17 protein-coding genes and 1 other RNA gene are annotated in these 22,905 nt (G+C 61.7%); 4 read left to right on the plus strand and 14 right to left on the minus strand.

Going from position 1 to position 22,905, the window contains the following annotated elements; genetic code table 11:
* The first annotated feature begins 20 nt into the window (after positions 1-20).
* Positions 21-1,403 (plus strand): oxygen-independent coproporphyrinogen III oxidase, encoded by a 1,383-nt coding sequence (hemN, locus tag MRY17_RS18625; RefSeq protein WP_191952191.1) that lies wholly within the window; start codon positions 21-23, stop codon positions 1,401-1,403.
* Positions 1,404-1,409: 6 nt separating this feature from the next.
* Here the strand turns inward: hemN and MRY17_RS18630 are convergent, their stop codons facing one another.
* Positions 1,410-1,904 carry a hypothetical protein gene (locus MRY17_RS18630; RefSeq protein WP_191952192.1) on the minus strand — a complete coding sequence of 165 codons (495 nt, stop codon included), beginning with the start codon at positions 1,902-1,904 and terminating at the stop codon, positions 1,410-1,412.
* A 156-nt stretch (positions 1,905-2,060) separates the two neighbouring features.
* Here MRY17_RS18630 and fnr point away from each other — a divergent pair, with 156 nt between their 5' ends.
* Together fnr and MRY17_RS18640 are read left to right on the plus strand one after the other, a co-directional pair.
* Positions 2,061-2,795, plus strand: coding sequence for a fumarate/nitrate reduction transcriptional regulator Fnr (gene fnr / locus MRY17_RS18635; RefSeq protein WP_124387697.1), 735 nt, complete (start codon positions 2,061-2,063; stop codon positions 2,793-2,795).
* Positions 2,796-2,873: 78 nt separating this feature from the next.
* Complete coding sequence (locus MRY17_RS18640; RefSeq protein WP_065887882.1) at positions 2,874-3,422, plus strand: adenine phosphoribosyltransferase; 549 nt, start codon at positions 2,874-2,876, stop codon at positions 3,420-3,422.
* A 185-nt stretch (positions 3,423-3,607) separates the two neighbouring features.
* Here MRY17_RS18640 and recR read toward each other — a convergent pair whose 3' ends face one another.
* From recR to MRY17_RS18665, 5 genes are all read right to left on the minus strand, one after another.
* The gene (recR, locus tag MRY17_RS18645; protein ID WP_057721230.1) at positions 3,608-4,210 is read right to left on the minus strand and encodes a recombination mediator RecR; all 603 of its coding nucleotides are present in this window, start codon (positions 4,208-4,210) and stop codon (positions 3,608-3,610) included.
* Positions 4,211-4,276: 66 nt separating this feature from the next.
* Positions 4,277-5,311, minus strand: coding sequence for an NADP-dependent oxidoreductase (locus MRY17_RS18650; protein ID WP_181283340.1), 1,035 nt, complete (start codon positions 5,309-5,311; stop codon positions 4,277-4,279).
* A gap of 131 nt (positions 5,312-5,442) precedes the next feature.
* On the minus strand, positions 5,443-5,781 hold the full coding sequence (locus tag MRY17_RS18655; protein WP_057721228.1) for a YbaB/EbfC family nucleoid-associated protein: 339 nt from the start codon (positions 5,779-5,781) through the stop codon (positions 5,443-5,445).
* Between the two features lie 42 nt (positions 5,782-5,823).
* The gene (dnaX, locus tag MRY17_RS18660) at positions 5,824-7,878 is read right to left on the minus strand and encodes a DNA polymerase III subunit gamma/tau (RefSeq protein ID WP_243352670.1); all 2,055 of its coding nucleotides are present in this window, start codon (positions 7,876-7,878) and stop codon (positions 5,824-5,826) included.
* Positions 7,879-7,975: 97 nt separating this feature from the next.
* The gene (locus MRY17_RS18665) at positions 7,976-8,890 is read right to left on the minus strand and encodes a DMT family transporter (RefSeq protein WP_181283338.1); all 915 of its coding nucleotides are present in this window, start codon (positions 8,888-8,890) and stop codon (positions 7,976-7,978) included.
* Between the two features lie 102 nt (positions 8,891-8,992).
* On the opposite strand from MRY17_RS18665, the gene MRY17_RS18670 reads away from it, so the two are divergent.
* Entirely contained in the window at positions 8,993-9,856 is an 864-nt protein-coding gene (locus MRY17_RS18670; RefSeq protein ID WP_243352671.1) for a LysR family transcriptional regulator, read from the plus strand.
* A 435-nt stretch (positions 9,857-10,291) separates the two neighbouring features.
* Here MRY17_RS18670 and MRY17_RS18675 read toward each other — a convergent pair whose 3' ends face one another.
* The 8 genes from MRY17_RS18675 to smc all read right to left on the minus strand — a co-directional run bounded on the left by MRY17_RS18675 (position 10,292) and on the right by smc (position 22,903).
* A complete protein-coding gene (locus MRY17_RS18675; RefSeq protein WP_181285661.1) occupies positions 10,292-10,882 on the minus strand; it encodes a hypothetical protein in 591 nt (196 codons plus the stop codon).
* Between the two features lies 1 nt (position 10,883).
* Positions 10,884-11,930 carry an N-acetylmuramidase family protein gene (locus MRY17_RS18680; protein WP_243352672.1) on the minus strand — a complete coding sequence of 349 codons (1,047 nt, stop codon included), beginning with the start codon at positions 11,928-11,930 and terminating at the stop codon, positions 10,884-10,886.
* A 157-nt stretch (positions 11,931-12,087) separates the two neighbouring features.
* The gene (locus MRY17_RS18685; RefSeq protein WP_243352673.1) at positions 12,088-14,049 is read right to left on the minus strand and encodes an AAA family ATPase; all 1,962 of its coding nucleotides are present in this window, start codon (positions 14,047-14,049) and stop codon (positions 12,088-12,090) included.
* 146 nt (positions 14,050-14,195) lie between these two features.
* Positions 14,196-14,292, minus strand: an RNA gene (gene ffs / locus MRY17_RS18690) — signal recognition particle sRNA small type.
* Between the two features lie 268 nt (positions 14,293-14,560).
* Positions 14,561-15,727, minus strand: coding sequence for a zinc-binding metallopeptidase family protein (locus tag MRY17_RS18695; protein WP_243352674.1), 1,167 nt, complete (start codon positions 15,725-15,727; stop codon positions 14,561-14,563).
* A gap of 121 nt (positions 15,728-15,848) precedes the next feature.
* Positions 15,849-18,206, minus strand: coding sequence for an NAD-dependent DNA ligase LigA (gene ligA / locus MRY17_RS18700; RefSeq protein ID WP_191955521.1), 2,358 nt, complete (start codon positions 18,204-18,206; stop codon positions 15,849-15,851).
* An 86-nt stretch (positions 18,207-18,292) separates the two neighbouring features.
* The gene (gene zipA, locus MRY17_RS18705) at positions 18,293-19,156 is read right to left on the minus strand and encodes a cell division protein ZipA (protein WP_181285666.1); all 864 of its coding nucleotides are present in this window, start codon (positions 19,154-19,156) and stop codon (positions 18,293-18,295) included.
* A gap of 258 nt (positions 19,157-19,414) precedes the next feature.
* Positions 19,415-22,903 carry a chromosome segregation protein SMC gene (gene smc / locus MRY17_RS18710; RefSeq protein ID WP_181285667.1) on the minus strand — a complete coding sequence of 1,163 codons (3,489 nt, stop codon included), beginning with the start codon at positions 22,901-22,903 and terminating at the stop codon, positions 19,415-19,417.
* Positions 22,904-22,905 lie beyond the last annotated feature (2 nt).

A 22,905-nucleotide genomic window follows, 5' to 3' on the forward strand; every position in this document is an offset into this window, starting at 1 on the left:
CAAACCCGGGGACCGCCCGCATGCTCGACGCCATTCGTTGGGACACCGATCTGATTCACCGCTACGACCTGGCGGGGCCGCGCTACACGTCCTACCCCACCGCCGTACAATTCGACAGCCAGGTCGGCACCTTCGACCTGCTCCATGCACTGCGCGACAGCCGCAAAGCCAGTCGGCCGTTGTCGCTGTATGTGCACGTGCCGTTCTGCGCGAACATCTGCTACTACTGCGCCTGCAACAAGGTGATCACCAAGGACCGTGGCCGCGCCCAGGCCTACTTGCAGCGGCTGATGCAGGAGATCCAGCAGGTGGCCTGCCACCTCGACCCGAAACAGCCGGTGGAGCAACTGCATCTGGGCGGCGGCACGCCGACCTTTCTCAGTCACGACGAATTGCGCCAGGTGATGACACACTTGCGTCAGCACTTCCATTTGCTCGACGACGATTCGGGCGACTACGGCATCGAGATCGACCCTCGCGAAGCCGACTGGGCGACCATGGGCCTGCTGCGCGAACTGGGCTTCAACCGCGTCAGCATCGGCCTGCAGGACCTTGACCCCGAGGTGCAACGGGCGGTCAATCGCCTGCAAAGCCTGGAAGAAACCCGTGCAGTGATCGAAGCGGCGCGCACCCTGCAATTTCGCTCGATCAATATCGACCTGATCTACGGCCTGCCCAAGCAGTCGCCGCTGAATTTTGCGCGCACGGTGGAGGAAGTCATCCGTCTGCAACCCGACCGCCTGTCGGTATTCAACTACGCACACCTGCCGGAGCGCTTCATGCCCCAACGGCGGATCAACACCGATGATCTGCCCTCACCGGCAGAAAAACTGTTGATGCTGCAAACCACCATCGAACAGCTGACCCAGGCCGGCTACCGCTATATCGGCATGGACCACTTCGCCCTGCCGGACGACGAACTGGCCATCGCCCAGGAAGAAGGCACCCTGCAGCGCAACTTCCAGGGCTATACCACCCACGGGCACTGCGATCTGATTGGATTGGGCGTATCGGCGATCAGCCAGATCGGCGACCTGTACTGCCAGAACAGCAGCGATCTCAACGGCTACCAGAATGCCTTGGCGGGCGCGCAACTGGCGACCAGCCGTGGTTTGATCTGCACCACGGATGACCGCTTGCGACGGGATGTGATCCAGCAGTTGATCTGCAATTTCAGCCTGGGATTCCAGGGCATCGAACAGGCGTACAACATCGACTTTCGCGGCTATTTTGCCGAGCTGTGGCCGCAGCTGGAAACGATGGCCGGCGACGGCCTGATCGAGTTGGACGCCCAGGGCATCCGCGTACTGCCGGCAGGGCGCTTGCTGGTGCGTTCGGTGTGCATGGTGTTCGATGCCTACCTCGAGCACCAGAACCGGCAGCGTTTCTCGCGGGTGATCTGAAACTACCTACGCCATCGCCAGGGAGGCGGCCTTCATTGCGTCGTCGCCGCTGAGCCCCTTCATGGTCTTGCTCAACGAGCCCTGCGCCGTGACGAGGCTCGCGTTCAGCGCGGCCAGTGCACTCTGCAGGTTATTGACCTTGACCCTGGCCTGCTCCGGCGAAAGGGATTTATCGGCCATGACAGCAGCCAGTTCGGCCTGCTTTTCTGCAATCTGTTTCTTGATCTCGCGGATCATCTTCAAGACTTCCTGAACATCGTTGGGCAGGCCGCTCTCCTCGATATCACTGTTGGATTTCTTGGTGTCACTGATCGCCAGCAGGGCCGCGCCGGAAAACGTCACTTTCACGCCTTCCTCCGGCTTGGTGCTGAGGGGCGCCGACGTGGCATCCTTGAGTTCCTTGGCATCCGCAGCCGATTTGGCCTCCGCCACCAGATCTTTCGGCTCCGGCAAAGGCAGCGCGCTGAGGCTTGCCGAGGTATTGGCACCGATGGAAATCATGGGTCTGGCTCCGTATTCAAAGAGGATCGTTACTTTGTATCGGCCATGACACACGAACCTTTATACCCCTGAGGCTTTTTTGTACACGCTGGCCTCAGCTACCCCCAGTGCGTTACCCTTACGTCTTATGTGTGTTTTCCCACAAGGATTTAAGAAATGTCCGAGCCAGTCAAACTGCGCGCTCACAGCCAGGCTCATTGCAAGGATTGCAGCCTGGCCCCCCTCTGCCTGCCACTTTCGCTGAATCTGGAAGACATGGATGCGCTGGACGACATCGTTAAACGCGGCCGCCCGCTAAAGAAAGGCGAGTTTCTGTTTCGCCAGGGCGACAAGTTCGATTCCGTCTATGCAGTACGTTCGGGCGCGCTGAAGACGTTCAGCCTCAGCGACGGCGGCGAAGAGCAAATCACCGGCTTCCACTTGCCCAGTGAACTGGTGGGGTTGTCGGGCATGGACACCGAGATGCACCCCGTGTCGGCCCAGGCCCTGGAGACGACATCGGTGTGCGAAATTCCTTTCGAGCGCCTCGATGAGCTGGCCCTGCAACTGCCGCAGCTGCGCCGTCAGTTGATGCGGGTCATGAGCCGCGAGATTCGTGACGATCAACAGATGATGCTGCTGCTGTCGAAGAAAACCGCCGACGAGCGCATCGCAACGTTCCTGGTCAACCTGTCGGCGCGCTTTCGCGCCCGTGGGTTTTCGGCCAACCAGTTCCGCCTGAGCATGTCGCGCAATGAAATCGGCAATTACCTGGGCCTTGCGGTGGAGACCGTGTCCCGGGTATTTACCCGCTTCCAGCAGAACGCGTTGATTGCCGCCGAGGGCAAGGAAGTGCATATCCTCGACCCCATCCAGCTGTGCGCGCTGGCCGGTGGTTCCCTGGAAGTGTGATCCGGCGGCTGCGGCCGAGCGAATCCGCAAGGCCGCAGGTATACTTCGGGTCCGTTTTCCGCCCAGGACTCTTCGACGATGACTTTCGATTCGTTCGACATCAAATCCCTGATTCGCCCCGTCATCGACTTCCCCAAGCCTGGGGTGATCTTTCGTGACATCACGCCCTTGTTCCAATCGCCCCGCGCCCTGCGCCTGGTCGCCGACAGCTTTGCCCAGCGTTATGTCGAAGCCGACTTCAGCCATATCGGCGCGATGGATGCCCGTGGCTTCCTGATCGGCTCGATCGTGGCGTACCAGCTCAACAAGCCACTGATCCTGTTTCGCAAGCAAGGTAAATTGCCGGCTGACGTGCTGGCTGAGGCCTACCAGACCGAATATGGCGAAGCGCTCCTCGAGGTTCACGCCGACAGCCTTTGCGAAGGCGACTCGGTGCTGATGTTCGATGACTTGATCGCCACCGGCGGCACCCTGATTGCTGCGGCGAACCTGGTACGGCGCATGGGCGCGCAGATCTTTGAAGCGGCGGCGATTATTGATTTGCCGGAGCTGGGTGGGTCGCAGCGGTTGGAAGATATGGGGATTCCCACGTTCTGCCTGACGCAATTCGGGTTGACCGAACGGTAGTCTTTGTCAGGACTGGCCCCATCGGGGCCAAGCTCCCTCCCACATTCGACCGAGTTCCAAGTTTGGAATGTGGTCAAAATGTGGGAGGGGGCTTGCCCCCGATAGCGGAGTGCCAGGCAACAAATTCGCGGCTGATCCACCGCGATCGGGGGCAAGCCCCCTCCCACATTGTTTTGTAGTGGCTGTTAGAGGGCGATCGGCTTGCGGCCGGCGAACGAGTGCGCCAACGTGCCGCCGTCGACCAATTCAAGCTCGCCACCCAGGGGTACGCCGTGGGCGATGCGCGAAGTGATCAAACCCTTGTTGATCAGCAATTGGGCGATGTAATGCGCCGTCGCTTCGCCTTCAACCGTAGGATTGGTCGCCAGGATCACCTCGGTAAACGTGCCCTGCTCTTCAATCCGCGCCACCAGTTGCGGGATGCCGATGGCTTCCGGCCCCAGGCCATCCAACGGCGACAGATGGCCCTTGAGCACGAAGTAACGCCCGCGATAACCGGTTTGTTCCACGGCGTACACGTCCATTGGCCCCTCCACCACGCATAGCAGGGTATCGTCGCGCCGTGGGTCGGCGCATTGCGGGCAGAGTTCTTCTTCGGTCAGCGTGCGGCACTGGCGGCAGTGGCCGACGCCGTCCATGGCCTGGCTCAGGGCCTGGGCCAGGCGGGTGCCACCACTGCGATCACGCTCCAGCAGTTGCAGCGCCATACGCTGGGCAGTTTTCTGGCCGACGCCCGGCAAGGTACGCAAGGCGTCGATCAGTTGGCGAATCAGGGGGCTGAAGCTCATGGGCGAAGGGTCCGACAAAACAACGAGACGCGGTTTATACCCGCGCCCCGGATTAGCGTCAAATGCTCAATCCTGTGCGACGCGCACGACCAACTTGCCGAAGTTGCGCCCCTCGAGCAAGCCGATAAAGGCTTCGGGCGCCTGCTCCAGGCCGTCGACCACGTCTTCGCGGAACTTGATCTTGCCCTCACGGACCCACGGCGCCATGGCGCTGAGGAACTCCGGCTGGCGATCACCGTAGTCGTCAAACACGATAAAGCCCTGGATGCGCACGCGCTTGGTCAGCAAGGTGCGCTGCAGCGCCGGCAGACGATCCGGGCCGGTTGGCGCTTCATGGGCGTTATACCCGGCGATCAGCCCGCACAGGGGCACCCGCGCCTTGGGGTTGAACAATGGCATCACGGCATCGAATACCTTGCCGCCGACGTTCTCGAAATAAATGTCCACGCCATTGAAGCAGGCCTGGGCCAGCTCATCGGCAAAATTTTCGCTCTTGTGGTCGATACAGGCATCGAAACCCAGCTCATCGACCACGTAGCGGCACTTGTCCGCACCGCCGGCAATGCCCACCACACGCAAGCCCTTAAGCTTGGCCACCTGACCCACCACCGAGCCCACCGCACCGGAGGCAGCCGCCACGACCAGGGTTTCACCGGCCTTGGGCTGACCGATGTCCATCAGACCCATGTAGGCGGTCATGCCCGGCATGCCCAGCACCCCCAGGGCCATCGACGGGCTGGCCAGGCCGTTGGGCACCGGCATCAGGTTGCGGCCATCGGAGATACTGTGGCTTTGCCAGCCGGTGGAGCCCACGACCAGGTCGCCCACCTCGAATTTCGGGTTACGCGATTGCTCGACACGGCTGACCGCGCCACCGGTCATCACGTCGTCGATTTCCACGGGCGCTGCGTACGATGGCGCGTCGCTCATGCGTCCGCGCATGTAGGGGTCGAGGGACAGGTAGAGTGTCTTGAGCAGTACCTGGCCGTCCGCCAGTTCTGGCAGGTTCACACGTTCGAGGCGAAAATTTTCCGGGGTCGGCGCGCCTTGAGGGCGTGAGACCAGGACGATGCGTTGGTTCAGTGTCGGTTCTTGAGGCATCAGGGACTCCTTGGCGATGCATGCGTATAGGGTGCAGACCCTGCTTGCTGTGCCAGGGTTCAGATCTTATGGGCACAAACAAAAATGCCAGGCACGAGGCCTGGCATTGGAGTGCAACTGAAGCCTGCCGATCAGAACGGCAGCTTCATGCCCGGCGGCAGCTGCATGCCGGCGGTCATACCGCCCATTTTTTCCTGGCTGCTGGCTTCGATCTTGCGCACTGCGTCGTTGACGGCAGCGGCGAACAGGTCTTCCAGCACTTCACGGTCGTCATCGCTGACGCCCTCGAGCAGACTTGGGTCGATGCTGACGCGCTTGATGTCGTGACGACCGGTCATCACCACGCTGACCATATCGCCACCGGCTTTACCGGTGACTTCGGCGTTGGCCAGTTCTTCCTGCATCTTGGCCATTTTTTCCTGCATCTGCTGCGCCTGCTTCATCAGGCCGGCCATGCCACCTTTCATCATGGGAATCACCTCAAAAGTACGTGGATCAAAAAGTCGCCCGGTTCATGACGCCTGGGGCGCCGGGGCTTCGACAGGTTCAATAGTATCGTGACGGACGACCGCACCGAACTGTTGCATCATTTGCTGGATCAGCGGATCAGCCTGGATCGACGCCTCGGCGTCGCGCTGGCGGTTCAGGCGGCGACGCGTCGCAGCCTGGGCCGGGGTTTCCTGCTCGGGCTTGATCAGCTCGATGGCGATCGTCAGCGTGCGCCCATGGTACTGGTTGAGCGCATCGTTGAGCCGGCGTTGCTGGGTGGCGTTGAACAAGGCGCTGTGGGCCGGGTCCAGGTGCAGCAGCCAGTGGTCGCCGTCGATGGCAATCAATGTGCAGTTGGCGGCGATACTGCCGGTCATGCCGGAGATCGGCAATTTCGGAAACAATTCCAGCCATTGCAGGGCCAGGCCGGTGGCCGGGGCTGCGGCGGGCTCCACTTCCGGCTCGGGGGCGGGCTCGGCGGTGTGTTCGCTGGCGAGTTCGTCCAGGTAGCTGTAGGCCGAATCCATGTCCGGCTCGATGTAGTCTTCGTCCAGCGGCGGTTCGTCGTCGAGGTCGATGCCGGGCGTGGCTGCCTCAACCTGGGCGACAGTCGGCTCCGGCACAGGCGCGGACACCCACTCCGGCGCATCCGGCACCACGCTGTCCGGGGTCGGCGCGGGCATTGGCGTCAGTTCGGGCTGCTCGCCGGTGGTGTCCAGTACCGGCTCCACGGCGGGCTGTTGCTCGGGCTCGACAGGCGCTTCAACTGGGTCATTCCACGGCAGATCGACCGGGGCGGCCTTCGGCTCAGGCGCCGCCTCGACAATCGCGTCAGGCTCGGCCACCGGAGCGGCAACCACCGGCTCGGCAACCGCCGCGGGCGCAACCTCCACTGGCGCAACCACCGCCGCACCAGCCACGGGTTTGGCGGAATCAGCTGTGGCCTGGCTGATCCCCACTGGCTTTAGCGGCTGTCTCGGCGCATCTGCCGAGTCGGCGGGCCGGAAGGCGAGCATGCGCAGCAGGACCATCTCGAAGCCCCCGCGCGGGTCCGGCGCCAGGGGCAGGTCGCGACGGCCGATCAGGCCCATCTGGTAATAGAACTGCACGTCTTCGGCCGGCAACGCCTGGGCCAGCGCCAACACGCGGTCGCGGTCGCCATGGCCGTTGTCGACCGCCTCAGGCAATGCCTGGGCGATGGCGACGCGGTGCAGCACATTGAGGATTTCCGAGAGCACACCATTCCAGTCCGGACCTTGCTCCGACAAATGGCGCACGGCTTCGAGCAACGCCTTGGCGTCGCCCTCGATCAGCGCGTGCAGCACGTCGAACACCTGGCCGTGGTCCAGCGTGCCAAGCATGGCGCGGACATCGGCGGCCAGCACCTTGCCTTCACCAAAGGCGATGGCCTGGTCGGTGAGGCTCATGGCATCACGCATCGAGCCATCGGCAGCGCGGCCCAGCAGCCACAGGGCGTCGTCTTCGAACGGTACGTTCTCGACGCCCAGCACGTGGGTCAGATGCTCGACCACCCGCTCGGGGGTCATGTTTTTCAGGGAAAATTGCAGGCATCGCGACAAAATCGTCGCAGGAAGTTTCTGCGGATCGGTGGTGGCCAGGATGAATTTGACGTAGGGCGGCGGCTCTTCCAGGGTTTTCAACAGCGCGTTGAAGGAATGACTGGACAGCATGTGCACTTCGTCGATCAGGTAGACCTTGAAGCGGCCACGGCTCGGTGCGTACTGCACGTTGTCGAGCAACTCGCGGGTGTCCTCGACCTTGGTGCGGCTCGCGGCGTCAATCTCGATCAAGTCGACGAAACGCCCTTCGTCGATCTCGCGGCACACCGAACAGGTGCCGCACGGTGTCGAGGTGATACCGGTTTCACAATTCAGGCATTTGGCGATGATGCGCGCAATGGTGGTCTTGCCCACGCCGCGGGTACCGGTGAACAAGTAGGCGTGGTGCAGCCGCTGACTGTCCAAGGCATTGATCAGAGCCTTGAGCACATGGGTCTGGCCGACCATTTCGCGGAACGAGCGCGGACGCCATTTACGTGCAAGAACCTGATAACTCATCGAAAACCGTCGCAACTGGGAAGCGGGAGGCGGTAATGCTAGCGGAGCAAGGGGGAAATTGCATCCGGCACGCTCGTCTTATCTGACTAAGCGCTCCTCAGAGGCCTGATCCTGCACCGGCTGTACGCCGCAAACAACGCACCCAGCGCGCCTCCAGGCCGATAGCAGCGACACTGGCCAGCACCATCAGCCCGCCCAGCACCACCTGCTGGGTGATGCGTTCGCCCAGCAGCAGCGCCGCCATGATCATCGCTACGGGTGGAATCAGGTACATCGCCACCGAGGCGCGGCTGACCTCGACGTGCTTGAGCACGTAGCCCCAGGCCAGGTAGGCCAGGGCACTGGGGAAAATACCGAGCACCAGCACCGCCATGTTGTCCGGCAGGGGTGCCTGTACCGCCGCAGCGGGCAGGCCCGGCAGGTTCACGCACAGCATCAAGGTGCCGGACCAGACCATATAGCAGGCCAGCGTCAGCGGGCTGTAGCGGTGGGCATAATGTCTCAGCACAGCGAAATACACGCTCCAGGACAGGGCCGCCAGCAGGATCAGCAAGCCGCGTGGATCCATGTCAGCCATGCCATGATCGCCCCGGATCACCACCAGCACACCCCACAATCCCAACAGCACACATCCCCAGCGCCAGGCACTGACCCGCTCCTTCAGGCAGAAAAACGCAATCACTACGCTGAACAGCGGCGCCGACTGCGCCAGCACGCTGGACGCCGAGGCGCTCACCCATTGCTGGCCGCTATTGAGGCTGGTGTGGTGCAGGAACACCCCGAAAAAACCCAGCACCAGCAGCCACGGCGTATCGCGCAGGCGCGGCCGGTCGATACCCGCGACCAGCGCCACCGCGCCCATGCACACCGACGCGATCAGAAACCGTAGCAGCGCCAGTTGACCAGGGCTGTAGCTGTGCAACCCGATGTGCACGCCAATCGGCGAATACGCCCAACAGAGGATGACGACGGCAACGACTAGCGTAAGCTTTACGGGAGAGGGGGCATTCATCGACGGCATCCGGACATTGGGAAGGAATGCCGTCAGTCTTGGCCCGCGCCAGGCGCAGCACAATTAAGCGTTTCTGACTTCTGAGATCACTGGAACTGAGCAATGGAGCTGGCCCAACTGAAAATGGTGCGAGCCGTGGCGCAAACCGGCAGCGTGGCCCAGGCCGCCCTGCACTTGCACTGCGTACCGTCCAACATCACCACGCGTATCAAGCAACTGGAAGCCGAGTTGGGCACGCCACTGTTTATCCGCGCCGGACGCGGGCTGGCGATCAGCGCCGCCGGGGAGATTTTCCTCGACTACTGCGAGCGCATTCTGGCATTGGTGGACGAGTCCAAACGCGCGGTGGATGCCAACGCGACGCCCCGTGGCACGCTGCGCATCGGCGCGGTGGAATCCAGCGCCAGCGGGCGCCTGCCGCCGCTGCTGGCCGAGTACCACCGGCGCTACCCTGAGGTCAGCCTGGAACTGGTCACCGGCGCCTGGGCGCAACTGCTGGACGACCTGCAGCACCATCGGCTCGATGTGGCGCTGGTAGCCGCCAGTGGCAAACACCCGAAACTGGAACACAGCGTGGTTTACAGCGAACACCTGGTATTGATCGCCAGCGCGTCGAGCGCGCCCATCACCGGCGCCGCAGACCTGGCCGGCCGCACATTATTGGTGTGGCCGCCAGGCTGTCCCTACCGCGCGGCCCTGGAAAACTGGCTCAAGCCCCATGACGTCAAGCCGGCGATTGCCAGCTATGCCAGCTGGGGCACGATCATCGGTTGCGTCAGCGCCGGAATTGGCGTCGCTTTGGCCCCCGAGGGCATTCTGGCGCGCTATGAGCAGGTCAATCAGCTGACGTCGTATCGCTTTGAAGCGCTGGCGCCCGTGGACAACCTGCTGTTCTGGCACACGGACACCCAACGGCACCTGGCAAGGGACGCGTTCGCCGGACTGCTGCGCGAAACCTTCGGCTGACACAGTCCAAAATGTGGGAGGGCTTGCCCCCGATGGCCATAGCTATCTGCACAACCGTCACCACGATGCGAGCGAGTCGCTCTTGATCTGGCTTTTGATCTTGATCTTAGGCGCCCCGTTAAACCACGCTGGCCGAACGCAGGCTTGAATTCGTGGGTAACCCGGCAGGACGCCGGGTTAGCCGCACTGGGCCATGGATGGCCCATTGCGGCGGCCCACGGATTCAAGCCTGCGTTCGGGCACACCGAGCCTGGGCGAGGTGCCGAGTGGTGGGGCAAGAGCGTTTTGCTTACTTTTGCGCTTTTCAAAAGTGAGCCGCTGTAAAAGCGGAACCCTAAGTGGCCGTGACCGCAGAAACGGATATGTACTCGATCTGATCCAGCATCCTGGTCGGCCCTGAGGCCGCCATCGGGGGCAAGCCCCCACCCACCTTTTTTAGATCTTCGGTGCAGTCAACCGTGTGTACTGGTCCTGGCTGATCCAGCCCGTGAACGAACGCTCGTCAGCATTGATAAATTCCACCTGCGCCCAGCCGTCCTTGAACGCCAGTACGCCCACCACATCATTTTTGACGATGTAAGGACGCTTTGTCGCTTTGGCGCCCGGCGTTTTCAACAGGTAGGCCTTTTCGGCCGATACCGTCACCAGGCCGATCCATTTTTTCCGGGCGGTCTGGCTCAACTCCAGACCCGTAGCGATGTCCGGCATCAACACATTGATACAACCTGGATGCTGGCGACCTTGCTCCACGGTCAGGGTCACGCCGTCGGCCGCTGCCGCCACGCTGCCGGGATAAGCCACATCGCGCCAGGTGGTCAGCGCCTCGGGCTTGCCCTGCAAAAAGAAGCTGCACCCTCGTGTCACGCCCTCGCCCATCGCCTCCGAATAGAACCCCTCGACCTGCTGCTGCGGTGTCACCGCCAGCATCAGCCCTTCGTACTTGCCCGACTGCAACGCGGCGGGCCCTGCAAACGCAGGCACCACGACGCATAACGACAACACACCCATCGCCAGAAAACGCATCATCCTATTTCTTCCCTTCCAGTACGTCGTAGGCCTGCTTCATAAGCACGTCGTAATTGCCGTAGTCCTCACCGTTGTAGTTGCGCGCCATGGCCGTAAAGTCCTTGTTTTTCATGGCCGTCATCAACGCGGTATTTTTGCCGCACAGGCTCAGATAGGCCTTGAGCTGATTGCCGACATTGATCTTCAAGGCCGCCACGAACTCAAACACGGTCTTGAACCCGCAAGACGCGAAATTGAACCCCATGATCTGGAACATGCCCCACGAGGCCGACAGCAACGCCGCTTCCTGATCCAGCGCAAACGCCGTGGCCATGGTTTCCCAGGCCTTGACCTGGTCCTTGTTGTTGGTCTGCCACTGCGGGCCGGCTTTTTTCTTGTAGATGTACGACAGCAGCGGGTGCGACTGGTCGTAAATGTGCTTGGTGTACTTGCGAAATTGATGGCCTTCGAACGCGATGATCGGCAACTTGGCCGGCCCGAAGCCCACCTTCCCACCCGACTCGATCGTGGCAAACGCCTTGATGACATTCACCGAGATCCCGTTGCCCAGTTGCTTGGCGGCATTCTGAAAGTCCGTGTCGCTGAGCGTCATGCCGCCATCGCAGGTGGACTGCATCATCAACTGCCGGTTACGCCGCTCGGCCTCGATCACCGCACGCACCTGGTTCAGATAGACATTGACGGTGGCCTGCACCGCATCGGCATTGTTATTGCCGAAGGCGTTGAGAAAGCTCGGGATACGCATCGCCGGGAAGGCCGTCACCGGCACCTTCAACGCCTCTTCGATCAAGCTGTTGAAGGTCCGACCGGTAGGGTCGATCACGCCATCGGGATGGGCGTACTTGAGATGACGGAACTGGTATTGGCTGATGCACTGCACCAATTGGCCGTCGCATTTGCCGTTTTCGGGCAGGGCGAAACCCAGCTTGGGAATGATCAGGTTGAACAGATACTGGATGCACTGAACATCGGCGGGCAAGTTGCGGGCTTTACCAGGCGTGCCGACCGAGGCACTGATAAGACGAGGTAACCCTTGCAGGCTTTTCATGACAGACATCCTTGTAAGGTAAAGAAGCGATTGCGCTTCGATATCAAGTCCACGCCCTTGTCATACTCTGAAACAAGTGGCCGGCGGAAGCTAACAAGGTGCCTTGAGGTTGTCCAGAGAGGCTTTCGAAAGTTGTGAATCAGCCAGAGTAAATCACTCAGTAGCCATGCATATCGCGGGTCTTCTGATACTGGTGGTAGTCGATCCATTCGACCACGTCATAAGGCAGATAAAGCTGCACCGTGGCGCGGGAGATCGCGATGTACACCGCGCACAGACGCTGATCGAACGCATAGGCATCCTGGAATTTCACATTGGTGAGCAGTTCGGGCGTGAGCAGCACCCTTTCGAACTCCATGCCGCCGGCGTCTTGCGCCAGCATCAATAAACAGCGCTCACCCGGGTGGCCGCTGAGCCGGTTCAAGCGTGTCACGTCGGCCACGTTGAAGCCTTTTTCCAGCTTGGCCTCGACCCACAGAAATGCTTCATCGAACCGGCACGCGTCGCGCACCTGCTGCCAGTCGGCCATGTCGCTGAAAAACGGATGAGGTCCACGGTCGCTGTACTCGCTGCCATAGAATTCGGGCTTGAACAACGCGATGACGGTTTCCATGAAGTACTTGAGATCCTGCTGCGCCTCATTGCCGGCAAATGTGCAGGCGCAACGCTCTTCGCTCAGTTGAATGAGCCACTTCATGGTGTCCCAGTGGGACGCGGTCAACACCACGCACCCCGGTGGCGGCACAAAGCCCTGGGGATACAGTTCGATACCGACGTCCGCATCCCGCGCCCCCTCGAAGAGTACCTTGCTTTTCTGCGAGTGCCGGCTGATCAGCGGATTGACCAGGCGCTCGACATTGCGCCCGGAGCGCACCGAATAGCTCACATCGGTGTGGCGAACCTCACGGGCGCGCTTGACCGGCAACCCGCTGGCCTGCTGATACTCGTCGCCCAGGGTGATCAGCACCTGGCGGCCGCGCTCGATGATTTGCAGCAGGGGCGCCGGAATGTCCTGGCTCTCGTCGATCAGCACATGGGTATAGCGCTCAGGCACCACACTGCCCGCGAGGCTGGCGCGCTTGATCATCAACAATGCTTCAAACCCGGTGTGACTGCTCCAGGCCGGATTTGCCTCAAGGTAGGTCCATAACCGGCTGGAATATTCGACAAGCACCTTGGCATCGACGCTGGACAGCGCTTGCTTGAAGTGCGGCAGATGCTTGGCCGACAGACTGTAATCCCAGGAGCCGCAGTAGTTTTCAAGCACCTTGAGGCAGATATCCAGCAGCGCCTGCCCTTCCAGATGGCGAAAACCGAAGATGTTCAGTTCCTGCGCCAGCGTCTGCTTGCTCGGGATGCGCACTTGGGTATTCAACGGCTGCGGCCTTGGGCCCTGTAATAAGGCGTGGGCAAACCCCTGAAAGGTTTGCCCGGCCTGTCTCTCCCGTACGCCCACCATGCGCGCGCGCAGGGTTTCCAGCTTTGCCGGTGTATGCGCCAGCAACAAGGTCTTCTCGGGCCGCAGATGCTCCATCAACGCCACCAGCAGGTGACTCTTGCCAATGCCCGCGTACCCTTGGACATGCAGGTCTTCGTTCAGGTTGGCACGAAAGGTCCTGACCAGCTTGTCCTGCTCGGCGCTCAACCAGCGCTCGCGGTGCCTGGGCGTGACCATCTGCTGGCGGAAGGGATTGTTGGCCTTGAGGTGACGAACTTTGTACTCGACGTCCCATTGGCCGTCGGGCAACAGATAGTCCCGCGCCAACACTTCATCCGCCAATAGGAAACGCAACTTCAGGCTCTTGACCACGTTGAGGCCGAAGTACAGCTTGCGCGGGTCAAACAGCCGTTGTGCCTCCGACAGCAAGCTCACAGCGGCCGAATGCCTGCCCTGCGCCGCCCAGCCAATGAGCTTGGCCAGCACCCTTTCAGCGCCCACTGCACTCAACTCGTGTTCCGGCATTTGCGCCAGATTCTGGATAACCAGCACGGCGGCCAACTCCGGTTCACTGAGGGCTACCAGCGCATCCGCGCCGTCAGCACCTAATAACCCCGCACAGGTTTCATCGGTGATCGGCAAGAACACAGGGCTGGATAAGTCAAAATGTTCCGAGTGCATACAGCCTCGTGGCCAGGAGAAAGACGCTTGGGAGTATGCCACCAGTCGTGGAATGGTCGTCATGCACTGCGCAATAAGCATCACAGATGACTGGCTTGATCGTAGGATTTTGAAGGGTGTTACAGGAGGGAGCGTTATGGAGGCAACCCCACCAGCCACACCCCGGCACACAATGTTCCCGCTGTGGCTGCTGCCTTCCGGCTCTGACCAGGTTCACGGGTAATCGTTGCGGGGGGACCGATGGGGTCACCATAACGACGCTCGCCTCTCGGCAAGCGGGGCCATTGTACCGATCTCATCGGAAGTTACAACCGTAAAAAATGAGAAGCTTCAAGTACTTGCCATGGACTTCAACGATGACGCTCTCCCAATCACTCTGTAGGAGCGAGCTTGCTCGCGAAAAACGTCAACGATAACGCGTGCTTTCTGAATGAACGCGGCGCCTGTAAATTTTTCGCGAGCAAGCTCGCTCCTACAGACGGCATTAAGGCTTGCCCCTCCCACATTTTCATCATTGTGCCTGGAGGACCTGATCAGCCCTGCCGCCCTCTTCCTGGATGACCAGGTGGATAAAGTGCAACTTGGCTATCACCGCCGGCGGCAGCACGAAGGGGTAGAAATCCGGCTGGCCCATGGCGCGGGACAGTTCGTTGAGCATGCCGGCCAGTTCGATCCAGGCGTTGACGAAGGACAGGAATGCCGCCCCGCCAGGGTGTTCGGGGTCGTACAAGGTGCTCGGAGGAAACGGCTGATAATCGAGGTCCATCTCCCGAGCGCTCATGCCAAACCCCAGGGCGGTGTCCACCGCGTCCATCATGTGCAGGTAATGCGCCCAGGTCTCGGCCCAATCTTCCCAGGGGTGCATGGTGGCATAGGCGCTGACGCAGGTTTGCTGCCAGTCCGGGCGCGGTCCGTTCTGATAGTGCTGGTCGAGCGCGTCGGCATAACTGGCGCTTTCGTCGCCGAACAGATTGCGAAACGGCTCGAGCCAGTGGCTGCCAGCGATCAGGCGATCCCAGTAATAGTGGCCGACCTCATGGCGAAAGTGACCGAGCAAGGTGCGGTAGGGCTCGTGCATCTGTATGCGAACCTTTTCACGATGGGCGTCGTCGGCTTCCTTGATGTCAAGGGTGATCAGGCCGTTGGCGTGGCCGGTCGTGGGCGCGTTGCCTTGCAGGTCGATGCCGACGAAGTCGAACGCCAGGCCGGTGTCTTCGTTGACGCTCTTGGGCACTACCTGCAGGCCCAGGCTGATCAGTTGGGCCACCAGTCGGCGCTTGGCGGTTTCCACCTTGCGCCAGCGCTCGGGATTTTCCGGGATGGACAGATCAGGGATGGTGCGGTTCAAGCTGCACGCCACGCACAGGGCCGAGGTGCTGTGCGCCGGGATCAACCAGTTGCAGGCCGCCGGGGTCTGGAGGTTGGCGCAGCGGCGAAAGGCGCCGGCGTCGAGGTTGTCATCCATCAGCCAGGTATCGATCACCGGCCCTGGTTGCAGTGAAGACAAGCGGCTTTGCTGCGGGTGGTAGCCCAGCAGCGCCGAGCAGGCCAGGCACTGGCTGTTGCGAAAGAACAAGGATTGGCCGCATCGGCATTGCCATACCTTGCTGTTACGCGAGGATCCGGCCATGAACGGTGCGGCGATGCGCGTGCTGAGTTGCTCGAAGTAGCGGAACATGGCGATCTCTCCCCTGGGGTGACTGAGACTAGATCATTTACCGTGCAGGATCGTTCCACTTTCCCGGGGAAGGGCTGCTTCGCAGCCCGGCGGGAGCAAGCTCCCTCGCCAGAGGACGCTATCAGACGTGGATGTTGTGCTTGGCGAGGAAGGCGACGAACGCCTCTTCGTCGAGCACTTTGAGCCCCAGTTCGCTGGCCTTGGCCAGTTTGGAACCGGCACCCGGCCCGGCCACCACGCAGTGGGTCTTGGCCGAAACGGAACCGGCCACCTTGGCGCCCAGGCTTTCCAGTTTGTCCTTGGCCACATCGCGGCTCATCAGCTCCAGGGAGCCGGTGAGCACCCAGGTGTGCCCGGCTTCCGGCAGGCCTTCGACAACCTTTTTCTCGCTCTGCCAGTGCATGCCGAAGTCCTTGAGCTGCTGCTCGATGGCCAGGGCGCGGTTGGCGTTGTCTTCGCTATCAAAAAAATCGCGCACGGCCTTGGCCTGCTTCTCGGGCAGGGCCTGGCGCATGTCCAGCCAGTCGGCCTTGATCACGCCTTCGAGGCTGCCGAACTTGTCCGCCAGTTTCTGCGCCGCTCCCGGTCCAACGGAGGGCACGTGCAGCTTGTCGAGCAGGCCGCCCAGGGTGGCGCTCGCGGCGAACTCGGGGCTCAGGTCGCCCTGCTCCTGCACTTGCAGGGCGCACTCGTCGGGCGACAGCAGCGCGCCGATCACGTCCTGGTTATGGCTGTCTTCAAAGAAGCTGTGGATTTCGTGCGCCACTTCCAGGCCCACGTCCGGCAGGTACGTCAGCACTTCCGGCAAGGCCTTCTGCACACGCTCCAGGGAAGCCAGGGAGCGCGCCAGCACCTTGGCCGTCTCCTCGCCCACATCGGGAATGCCCAGGGCGTAGATAAACCGCGCCAGGGTCGGCGTCTTGCTGTTTTCGATGGCGGCGATCAGCTTTTTGCTGGAAATATCGGCAAAGCCTTCCAGGTCGATGATTTGCTCATACTTGAGTTTGTAGAGGTCGGCCGGCGAGCCGATCAGTTTTTCATCCACCAACTGCTCGATGGTCTTGTCGCCCAGGCCGTCGATGTCCATGGCGCGGCGCGAGACGAAATGAATGATCGCCTGCTTGAGCTGCGCGCCACAGGCCAGGCGCCCGACGCAGCGGTACACCGCGCCCTCGCTGACGGTTTCCTTGCCCTTGCTGCGCTTGACCAGTTGCGTGCGTTCCACGTGGGAGCCGCACACCGGGCAGCTTTCGGGGATCTGCACCGCGCGCGCGTGTTCCGGACGACGCTCGGTGACCACCGACACCACCTGCGGGATCACGTCCCCGGCGCGGCGGATGATCACCGTGTCGCCGATCATCAGGCCCAGGCGCGCCACTTCGTCCATGTTGTGCAGGGTGGCGTTGGACACGGTCACCCCGGCCACCTTGACCGGCTTCAAACGCGCCACGGGCGTGACGGCGCCGGTGCGGCCGACCTGGAATTCCACGTCGAGCAACTCGGTCAGTTCTTCCATGGCCGGGAATTTATGCGCAATGGCCCAGCGCGGCTCGCGGGCGCGGAAACCCAGCTCGCGCTGGGCGGCGATGCTGTTGACCTTGAACACCACACCGTCGATCTCGTAGGACAGGCTGTTGCGCCGCTCGCCGATGTCGCGGTAGTAGTCCAGGCATTCCTGAATACCCTTGGCCAGTTTCAGTTCATGACTGATCGGCATGCCCCACTTCTGCAACTGCTTCAGGTTGCCGATATGGGTGTCACTGATATCCGCCGTCACCTGGCCGATGCCATAGCAGCAGAATTCCAGCGGGCGGCTGGCGGTGATCTTCGAATCCAGCTGGCGCAGGCTGCCGGCCGCCGCGTTGCGCGGGTTGGCGAAAGTCTTGCCGCCGACTTCCAGCTGCGAGGCATTCAGGCGCTCGAAACCGGCCTTGGACATGAACACTTCACCGCGCACTTCCAGGATGGCCGGCCAGCCGCTGCCGTGCAGCTTCAACGGGATATTGCGCACGGTGCGCACATTGACGCTGATGTCTTCGCCGGTAGTCCCGTCGCCACGGGTGGCGCCGCGCACCAGTTCGCCGTCCTGGTACAGCAGGCTGACCGCCAGGCCGTCCAGCTTCGGCTCGCAACTGTATTCGACGCTGCCGAACAGTTCCCCGGCCGGCAGGTCGAGGCCCTCGGTCACCCGGCGATCGAATTCCAGCATGGTCGCTTCATCGAACGCGTTGCCCAGGCTGAGCATCGGGATCTCATGCCTGACTTGAGTAAACGCCGACAGCGCCGCACTGCCGACCCGCTGTGTCGGCGAATCACGCGTCACCAGCTCCGGATGTTCGGCTTCCAGGGCCTTCAGTTCATGAAACAACCGGTCGTACTCGACGTCCGGAATGCTCGGCTCGTCGAGGACGTGATAGCGGTAATTGTGCTGATCCAGTTCAGCGCGCAGTTCGAGGATGCGGGTATGGGCGGCGGTCATGGTGTTCTCTCAAAAAGCAAAAGAGCAGCCGAAGCTGCTCAAATGGTAGTGCGCTTATTCTATCCGACAACGCCGAGGCGCAATCCTCAGCGTTTTTGTGTCAAGGCGCGACGCTCGAACTCGACGATGCGCTGACGATAATGCTCGATGGTCTGGGCAGTGAGGACGCTGCGTTGGTCGTCCTTGAGCTCACCATTGAGTTCCTGGGACAGCTTGCGGGCAGCGGCGACCATCACGTCGAACGCTTGCTTGGGGTGACGCGGACCTGGCAGGCCGAGGAAGAAACTGACCGCCGGGGTGCTGAACAGGTCGATATCGTCCAGATCGAAGGTGCCCGGCTTGACCGCGTTGGCCATGGAGAACAGTACTTCGCCATTACCGGCCATGCTTTCGTGACGGTGGAAAATATCCATCTCGCCAAAGCGCAGGCCGCTCTCAAGGATGTTCTGCAACAGTGCCGGGCCTTTGAAGCCAGCGGCATCACGGCAGATCACACTGATCACCAGCACTTCTTCGGCAGGCGGCTGATCGTTGACCGACTGGCGCGATGGGGTCTTGCCGCCGTTTTCATCCGGGAAATCATCGTCGCGGCTGCTGAAGCTCGGGCCTTCGTCGACGCCCAGGTTCAGGTCGCCCTGATGCGGCTCGGCCACGCCAGTACTACCGCGCTTGCCACGTTTGGACGACGGCTCACGGGCTTCACGCACCGGCGCGCTCATCGACGGCAAGTCGTGCTCGTCCAGCTGCGGTTCCTTGTGGGTATCCAGCACACGGGGCGGCCCCAGCAGCTCGGCGCTGCCGTCGTCGTCGGGCAGATTGGACAGGTTTCGGTCCAGGCGAAATTTAAGCTTGCCCTTGCCGCCGCGCATGCGGCGCCAGCCATCAAAAAGAATACCGGCAATGACAATAATGCCGATGACGATCAGCCACTCGCGCAGACCGATTTCCATGTAATCCCGTGCCTCTAATAAAAAATGCTGAAAAATAAGGGGTTTAGCACCGTGCAAACCGCTTTAAAACGTGGCGCCAACTCTATGTTCTGACTGACGTTTTGCCCACGCACACGAAAAATTGACATTAAACTAGCACGACCAAAGATAACTTTACACCGTCTGTCAAAATGCCTTGAACAAATATGTCCATTTGCCACTTTTCCCAGACCGGTAAACCATCCTACAGCGTGCCGTAAAATTCCTTCCTGACAGACCTCAGGATTCCACCATCGCCATCGCTTCTTCCACATCCACCGCCACCAGACGCGAACAGCCCGGCTCATGCATCGTCACGCCCATCAGCTGATCGGCCATTTCCATGGCGATCTTGTTGTGGGTGATATAGATGAACTGCACGGTCTGCGACATCTCCTTGACCAGCCGAGCGTAGCGTCCAACGTTGGCGTCATCCAGCGGTGCATCAACTTCGTCGAGCATGCAGAACGGCGCCGGGTTGAGCTTGAAGATGGCAAATACCAGCGCCAGGGCCGTCAGGGCCTTTTCGCCGCCGGACAACAAATGGATGGTGCTGTTCTTCTTGCCCGGTGGCCGCGCCATGATCGTTACCCCTGTATCGAGTAGATCTTCGCCCGTCAGTTCCAAGTAGGCACTGCCACCACCGAAAACTTTTGGGAATAACGCCTGTAAACCGCCATTAATCTGATCAAAGGTATCCTTGAAGCGGTTGCGGGTTTCCTTGTCGATCTTGCGGATCACGTTTTCCAGGGTGTCCAGCGCTTCGACCAGGTCGGCGTTCTGGGCATCCAGATAACGTTTGCGCTCGGACTGCTGCTGGTACTCGTCGATGGCGGCGAGGTTGATTGCACCGAGTCGCTGGATGCGCGCGGCAATGCGCTCGAGCTCTTCTTCGGCGTCTTTTTCGTTGGCCTGGGCGGTCAGTGTGTTGAGCACGCCATGCAGGTCATAGCCGTCTTCAAGCAATTGGTCCTGCAAGGTCTTGCGGCGCACGGTCAGGGCTTGCCACTCCATGCGCTGTTGTTCGAGCTGACCGCGAATCAACTGGGATTGCTGTTCGGCCGTGGTCCGGCGCTTTTCAGCGTCGCGCAGTTCGCGGTCGGCGTCCTCCAGGGCGATCTGCGCGGTCTTGAGTTCTTCGTCGACGCTCATGCGCTTGTCGAGCAACTCTTCAAGCTTGAGGCGCAGCTCTTCCAGCGGCGCTTCGCCCTCTTCCAGGTTGAGGTTCAACTGCTCGCGCTTTTCGGTGAGGCGTTCCGATTGCATCTCCAGGCGTTCAAGGGCCTGGGCCGTGGACGTGTGCTGGGCGCGCAGGGAGCCCAGGCGCACCGCCAACTGATGCGCGTGATCCTTGTGCTGGCGCGCTTCCTGGCGCACGCGGTCGAGGCGTTCGCGCAGGCTGTCGCGCTGGGCCAGCAGCAGTTCGCGCTGCTCGGTGTCCAGGGCCATGCTGTCGAGGGCTTCCTGCAACAGCAGGCGCGCTTCGCCGATCTGTTCGTGCTCCAGGGCACGCTGCTCGCCCATTTCGGCGACTTCTTCGTCAAGGCGGGTGCGGCGCAGGGTCAGTTGTTCGACCTTGGCCTTGCTCGCGGAGAGCTGGGCCTTGAGTTCGCCCTGCTGGCGCGCTTCGTCCTGCAACAGGCGGCGCAGATGCTCGCGACCGGTCTCTTGCTGGCGCTGGGTGGCGCGCAGGGTTTGCAGTTCGGTTTCCAGGCTTTCCAGGGTGGCCTCGCGCTCTTCACGCTCGGCGCTGAGGTTGACGATTTCCTGGCCACGGGCCAATACGCCGCTCTCGGCCTCACTGGCACGGCGTACCCGCAGGAAGTGGCGGCCGACCCAGTAGCCGTCGCGGCTGATCAGGCTTTCGCCGGCCGCTAACTGGCCGCGTTGGGCCAGGGCCTGTTCAAGCGACTCGACCGGCTTGACCTGGCCCAGCCACGGCGACAGGTCGATCGCCGCCTCGACCTTGTCCAGCAGGCTGCCCGGCACCCGCGTGCCGTCGGCTGCGGGGCTGAGCAGGCGCAGGTCGCCCTGGGTGAAACTCGCCAGCTCGAAGCCGCCAAAATCGTCCACCAGCACGGCTTGCAGGTCGGCGCCCAGCACGGTTTCCACCGCCAGTTCCCAACCGGCTTCGACCTTCAAGCCTTCGGCCAGGCGCGGGCGCTCGGCCAGGTGCTGGTCGCGCAGCCATTCGGCGGTGCCGGTGCCGGGGTCCAAAGCGGCTTGTTGCAAGGCCTCCAGTGAGGCCAGCCGCCCGTTGAGCCGCTGCAAATCACCTTGGGCCTGTTGCTGCGCCTGGGTCGCCTGTTGCAGTTGCTGGCGCAGTTGCTCCAGGCGCTCCACTTGTTGTTCTTCGCTGGCCTCGAGCTCTTCGAGGGTCATTTCACTTTCGGCCAGTTGCTCGCTCAACTGCATGATCGCCGCGTCTTCCGGGTCGGCTGCGAGCAATACGCGCTCTTCCTGCAGGCGGCGCTGGCGTTCAGCCAGGCGTTCCATGCTGGTTTCCAGTTGCTGGATACGCGACTGCTGCACCTCGGCCTGGCGCCGCGGTTCGGCAGATGTGAGGTTGAACGTGTCCCACTGCTCCTGCCAGCCGTGCATGCCGGTTTCGGCTTCTTCCAGGGCGGCGGCCGCTTCTTCGGCGGCGGCGCTGGTGATTTCCTGCTCGGGAGTGAGCATGTCCAGCTCTTCGCCCAGGGTCAGCAGCAAGGTGCGGTCGTGGCCCAGGTGCGACTCGGTCTCCAGGCGCGCGCGTTCGGCTTCCTTCAGATCGTCCTGCAACTGGCGCAGGCGTTGCTGGCCGTGCTGGATACTTTGTTCGACCCGCGCAATGTCGCCGCCCACAGAATAGAAGCGGCCCTGCACCAGATTGAAGCGTTCGGACAGTTCATGGTGCCCGTCGCGCAGGCGTTCGATACTGGCGTCGGCGTTGCGCTGCTCGGCCACCAGCGCTTCAAAGCTGACTTCCTGGGTGCCGATGATCGCTTCGCGCTGGCCGACCTGGTCGTTCAGCGCCTGCCAGCGCAGGGCCGACAGTTGCGCCTTGAGCTGGCGCTCTTCGGCCTTGTATTCCTGATACTTCTCGGCGGCCTGGGCCTGGCGGTGCAGGCGCTCCAACTGACGCTCCAGCTCTTCGCGCAGGTCGGTCAGGCGGGCGAGGTTCTCGTGGGTGCGGCGGATGCGGTTTTCGGTCTCGCGGCGGCGCTCCTTGTATTTGGAGATGCCGGCCGCTTCTTCGATAAAGTTGCGCAGGTCTTCGGGCTTGGCTTCGATCAGCTTGGAGATCATGCCCTGCTCGATGATCGAGTAGCTGCGCGGGCCCAGGCCGGTACCGAGGAAGATATCGGTGATGTCGCGTCGACGGCATTTGGTGCCGTTGAGGAAGTAACTGTTCTGGCTGTCGCGCGTAACCTTGCGGCGAATGGAGATTTCCGCGTAGGCCGCGTACTCGCCGACCAGGGTGCCGTCAGAGTTGTCGAACACCAGTTCGATGCTGGCCTGGCTCACCGGTTTGCGGCTGGTGGAGCCGTTGAAGATGACGTCGGTCATCGACTCGCCACGCAGGTTTTTTGCCGAGCTCTCGCCCATCACCCAGCGCACGGCGTCGATGATATTCGACTTGCCGCAGCCATTGGGCCCGACCACCGCCGCCATATTACTGGGGAAGTTCACCGTGGTCGGGTCGACGAAGGACTTGAACCCCGCCAGTTTGATGCACTTGAGCCGCACGT

This window comes from Pseudomonas orientalis (assembly GCF_022807995.1).
Taxonomy (GTDB): Bacteria; Pseudomonadota; Gammaproteobacteria; order Pseudomonadales; family Pseudomonadaceae; genus Aquipseudomonas; species Aquipseudomonas orientalis_B.

Coding starts and splice junctions, on each gene's coding strand:
- hemN (WP_191952191.1), top strand. CDS start 21: ATGCTCGACGCCATTCGTTGGGACACCGATCTGATTCACCGCTACGAC.
- MRY17_RS18630 (WP_191952192.1), bottom strand. CDS start 1,904: ATGATTTCCATCGGTGCCAATACCTCGGCAAGCCTCAGCGCGCTGCCT.
- fnr (WP_124387697.1), top strand. CDS start 2,061: ATGTCCGAGCCAGTCAAACTGCGCGCTCACAGCCAGGCTCATTGCAAG.
- MRY17_RS18640 (WP_065887882.1), top strand. CDS start 2,874: ATGACTTTCGATTCGTTCGACATCAAATCCCTGATTCGCCCCGTCATC.
- recR (WP_057721230.1), bottom strand. CDS start 4,210: ATGAGCTTCAGCCCCCTGATTCGCCAACTGATCGACGCCTTGCGTACC.
- MRY17_RS18650 (WP_181283340.1), bottom strand. CDS start 5,311: ATGCCTCAAGAACCGACACTGAACCAACGCATCGTCCTGGTCTCACGC.
- MRY17_RS18655 (WP_057721228.1), bottom strand. CDS start 5,781: ATGATGAAAGGTGGCATGGCCGGCCTGATGAAGCAGGCGCAGCAGATG.
- dnaX (WP_243352670.1), bottom strand. CDS start 7,878: ATGAGTTATCAGGTTCTTGCACGTAAATGGCGTCCGCGCTCGTTCCGC.
- MRY17_RS18665 (WP_181283338.1), bottom strand. CDS start 8,890: ATGAATGCCCCCTCTCCCGTAAAGCTTACGCTAGTCGTTGCCGTCGTC.
- MRY17_RS18670 (WP_243352671.1), top strand. CDS start 8,993: ATGGAGCTGGCCCAACTGAAAATGGTGCGAGCCGTGGCGCAAACCGGC.
- MRY17_RS18675 (WP_181285661.1), bottom strand. CDS start 10,882: ATGATGCGTTTTCTGGCGATGGGTGTGTTGTCGTTATGCGTCGTGGTG.
- MRY17_RS18680 (WP_243352672.1), bottom strand. CDS start 11,930: ATGAAAAGCCTGCAAGGGTTACCTCGTCTTATCAGTGCCTCGGTCGGC.
- MRY17_RS18685 (WP_243352673.1), bottom strand. CDS start 14,049: ATGCACTCGGAACATTTTGACTTATCCAGCCCTGTGTTCTTGCCGATC.
- MRY17_RS18695 (WP_243352674.1), bottom strand. CDS start 15,727: ATGTTCCGCTACTTCGAGCAACTCAGCACGCGCATCGCCGCACCGTTC.
- ligA (WP_191955521.1), bottom strand. CDS start 18,206: ATGACCGCCGCCCATACCCGCATCCTCGAACTGCGCGCTGAACTGGAT.
- zipA (WP_181285666.1), bottom strand. CDS start 19,156: ATGGAAATCGGTCTGCGCGAGTGGCTGATCGTCATCGGCATTATTGTC.